The organism is Methanomethylovorans sp. (assembly GCF_050177135.1).
In the GTDB taxonomy this organism is placed as follows: Archaea; Halobacteriota; Methanosarcinia; order Methanosarcinales; family Methanosarcinaceae; genus Methanomethylovorans.
On record NZ_JBFXHJ010000178.1, the window covers coordinates 1 to 4,047 of the forward strand.

Below are 4,047 nucleotides of genomic sequence, written 5' to 3' on the forward strand. Positions count from 1 at the left end.
ATATTCGTGTTATTCCGATATCAATACCCGCCGTGTTTCCAATAAGGTCTGGCCGATCATGCTGGGTGCAGCTTCACCCTTTATAATTTATGAGATGATCACTTTCGGGTTACCGTATATTTTCAGGACTGTACTTTCTTTTGTCGTGATATTCGTTTTTGTTTACATACTCTTCATGTTGCATGCTTTTGGGGGAGCAGATGCAAAAGTGCTCATGGTCATCTCTATCATCCTTCCTGTTTTCCCTGAATTGTCACTGGGTTCTCTGCAACTTCCTTTGTGGGGAGTTCCTCTGCTTGATCTGTTCACATTCAGTGTTTTTGGTAATTCGGTGCTTCTGACCATCATAGTGCCCCTCGGTCTCTTGCTTTACAACCTGGTGACAGTTCCTCCGAAAGAACTTATAAAAAAGCCCTTGTATGCCCTCATAGGTTACAGGCAGCATATAGACAACCTGGAAGAAGGTCATTTCAGGCTGATAGAAAAGCATGAGGAAACGCCCAATGGCGTAGTTTCAAGATTTACACGCACAGGCACTTCCATAGATCGCGATATGATCCTTAAGCTGCAAGAACTGCACAGGAAAGGCTCAATAGGACAACATGTGTGGATCACTCCTGGCCTTCCTTTTATGATACCCATAACCGCAGGGTTCTTAGCTGCTGTTGTCTTTGGTGATCTCATATTCTACCTGTCCTTTAATTATCTGGTGCCTTTGGTCTGACCGGCAATGTTTAGTAACCGGCTCCACATATCTTGTTATGGAGGTATATCAATGGGAGAAAAGGACACTACTCAGGAAAAGCAAGACAAGGATAAGGAAGAGGTCGCAAGGATCAGTCCGATCCATCCGGGTGACAGACGGGGGCACGCGAAACGCCATCTGCTGGATACATGTGAATGAGATTTCATTTACAACAGTTTACTTTTTATAAGGCAGGATGTCTGACCAGATCTCTTCTATATATTTGTCAGATATCTCAGTTCCCAGTTTTTCTTTTGTCAGCCGGATGAATTCTTCCCGAAGGCCCATTATGCACTGGATGACGTTTTCTTTCTTATCATATTCAGTTCCATTATCTGCAGTTCCAACTTCCTGTGTAGTTGCTTCAATAGCATCTTTTGAGATGCCTTTCAGATGGTCCCTTATTTCGGTCAGGAATATATCTCCATATTTCTGCAGCTTGTATTCTCCCACACCTGTGATCTCCAGCAGTTCTTTTTCATTCAGGGGTATCTGGGTTGCCATCTGTTTCAGGCTCGTATCTGCAAATACGATATAAGGCGGAACTCCCTCTTTGTTTGCGATCTTTTTGCGCAATTCCTTTAACCTTGAGAGCAGCTCATTATCAATTCTATTGATAGTTCCAATTTGTTTCTTTGTTACATATTCGGTATCTATCTCTTTCACTCTCGCAAGATCCATTGGATGATCACTTGCTTTGGATTTTTTCAGTTGATCGGTCGCTATTTGCTTACCCGGAGCCAGAAGAGGATCGTTGCTTGATTCCAATTGCATTATCTCTACAGTTCTTTTCCCTGCAATGACCTGTTCGCTACCTTTGTCGATTTTGAGCAAAGGATATCTGGAACCTTCGAGCCTTAATATTCCCAGATGGACCAGTTCTCTTGCTATATCTGCCCACCTGTCCTTTGGAAGATAAGTGCCCATCTCATAACTATCCAGTCGTTGGTGTCCTTTTTCTTTTATCTTTTTGCTATTTGAGCCGGTAAGTATCTCCGTTACATGTGTGATACCATACCTTTGGCCTACTTCTTTCACGCATTTGATGAGCAGCTTTGCTTCTTCCGTAGCATCAGTTATTTTCACAGGCTGCAGGCATACATCACATCCCCCGCAGTTCTCCTCTTGCAGCTCTTCACCAAAATAACGCAGCAGCATTCTTCTTCTGCATACCGTGCTCTGGCAATAGTCCATTACCTCTTTGAGTTTTGATCTGGCTGCCTCGCGCTCTTCGCTTTTCGCTATCTGGTCAATGAAATAATCTATCTTGTACTTGTCACCGCGGCTGAAAAAGAGTATGCATTCGCATTCAAGGCCATCCCTGCCACCTCTTCCCGTTTCCTGGTAATAGCTTTCAAGATTGCGCGGCAGGTCGTAGTGTATCACGAAACGTACGTTGGGTTTGTCTATCCCCATACCAAAAGCAATGGTAGCAACGATGATCTCCACATCATCCTTTATGAATATATCCTGGTTCCTGCTCCTTGCAGCATCGGAAAGCCCTGCATGATAAGGCAGGGCATTGAAACCGCTTTTACGCAATTTCCCGGTTAGTTCATCTACGGTCTTGCGGCTCTGGCAGTATATTATCCCGCTTTTGTCTTTTCTGTCCCGCAGGAATTCTACTATCTGTTCATAGGTATCTTTCTTTGGTCTGACCTGGTACAGGAGGTTTTTACGGTTGAAACTGGCTACGTATGTATTACAGCCTTCAATGTGCAGCTGGGATATAGTGTCTTCCCGCACCCTGGGAGTGGCGGTCGCTGTAAGTGCTATGATAGGGATGTGCGGATACTTTCTTTTAAGGATGCTCAGCTTCCTGTACTCAGGCCTGAAATCATGTCCCCACTCAGAGATGCAATGGCTTTCGTCTATGGCGAACAGGTTGACCTTTATTCTGTCGAACAATGCCAATGTACTGGACAAGGTAAGCCTTTCAGGAGCAACGTACAGCATTTTGAGAAGGTTCTTTTCAAGCTCCTGCTTTATCTGGTTGCTTTCCTTATAACTCAACGTACTGTTCAGGTATGCGGCTTCTACACCATTGGCCCTGAGCGTGTCTACCTGATCCTTCATAAGAGAAATGAGGGGTGACACTACTACAGTGACACCATTCATCAGAAGTGCAGGTAACTGGTAACAGAGGGACTTTCCTCCTCCGGTGGGCATCAGCACAAAAACATCTTTTCCCTCCAGGACATCTTTTATAATATCTTCCTGCAGGGGTCTGAACGTATCGTATCCGAAGTACTTGCTTAATGTCCGGTGCATCGCTCTACAGTTAACATTGGCTGTATATAACTATAGTTGATGACATGATTATAATTGAAGATCATTCCGCAAGAATTTAAATATCACATCGACAGCATTAAATCATATATCTGTAATAATCCGCTCAATCACTGATCCATTCTTTATGATTTATCAATATGTGATATATGGAGCAATCCTATGGTTAAAGTTGACAGATTCATTCCTCAGAGTATAGAGAAGATAAAGGAACAGATCTCCGGCCCTGCCATTATAGCTCTTTCAGGTGGTGTTGACAGCTCTGTGTGTGCTGTACTTGCACATCGTGCAATAGGGGAGTTATTGTTCCCAATCTATATCGATACTGGGCTCATGCGCAAAGGAGAAACTCAGAGAATAAAGGAGATATTCTCCGATATGAACTTACAGGTCGTAGATGGCAGAGAGCGTTTCCTGGAAGCTCTGAAAGGCATAGATGATCCGGAACTAAAGCGCAAAGCTGTCGGTGAAACGTTCATCAGGGTATTTGAAGAAGAGGCACGGCTGCTTAAAGCAGAGTTCCTCATTCAGGGAACCATTTATCCTGACAGGATAGAATCCGAGGGCGGCATAAAATCCCATCACAATGTAGGTGGTCTGCCTTCGATAATGGATTTCAGGTCCATTGTAGAACCTCTGGAGGACCTTTATAAGGACGAGGTAAGGGAAGTTGCCAGGGCACTTGGTCTGCCTCATGAGATCTCTGAGCGGATGCCCTTCCCGGGGCCAGGACTTTCGGTACGTATAGTGGGTGAGGTCACTGAGGAAAAGGTCGAGGCAGTGAGGGAAGCCAATGCCATAGTAGAGGAAGAACTTCTGGAAAGGTTCCATCCCTGGCAAACATTCGCTGCCATAGTGGGCAAAGGCACTGGTGTCAAAGGTGACCAGAGAGTGCATGGCTGGATAGTTGCAGTACGTGCTGTCGGTTCCCGTGACGGTATGACCGCAGAGGCCATGGAACTGCCCTGGGATGTGCTAAAGCGCATCGAGTCGCGCATCACAGGCGAGATCCC

At 45.1% G+C, this 4,047-nt stretch carries 4 protein-coding genes; 3 read left to right on the forward strand and 1 reads right to left on the reverse strand.

Annotated features, from left to right (window positions below):
* A partial coding sequence (locus AB7U21_RS10905; protein WP_428388994.1) for an A24 family peptidase C-terminal domain-containing protein occupies nucleotides 1-724 on the forward strand: 724 nt, incomplete at its 5' end.
* 51 nt (nucleotides 725-775) lie between these two features.
* Nucleotides 776-904, forward strand: coding sequence for a hypothetical protein (locus tag AB7U21_RS10910; RefSeq protein WP_428388996.1), 129 nt, complete (start codon nucleotides 776-778; stop codon nucleotides 902-904).
* Between the two features lie 18 nt (nucleotides 905-922).
* On the opposite strand, the gene recQ is transcribed toward AB7U21_RS10910, so the two are convergent.
* Complete coding sequence (gene recQ, locus AB7U21_RS10915) at nucleotides 923-3,016, reverse strand: DNA helicase RecQ (RefSeq protein ID WP_428388998.1); 2,094 nt, start codon at nucleotides 3,014-3,016, stop codon at nucleotides 923-925.
* A 180-nt stretch (nucleotides 3,017-3,196) separates the two neighbouring features.
* On the opposite strand from recQ, the gene guaA reads away from it, so the two are divergent.
* The coding region (gene guaA / locus AB7U21_RS10920; protein ID WP_428389000.1) for a glutamine-hydrolyzing GMP synthase at nucleotides 3,197-4,047 on the forward strand (851 nt) is incomplete at its 3' end.

What these genes read in the sequence shown, in the direction of transcription:
- recQ (WP_428388998.1), bottom strand. Translation starts at nt 3,016, where the DNA reads ATGCACCGGACATTAAGCAAGTACTTCGGATACGATACGTTCAGACCC.
- AB7U21_RS10910 (WP_428388996.1), top strand. Translation starts at nt 776, where the DNA reads ATGGGAGAAAAGGACACTACTCAGGAAAAGCAAGACAAGGATAAGGAA.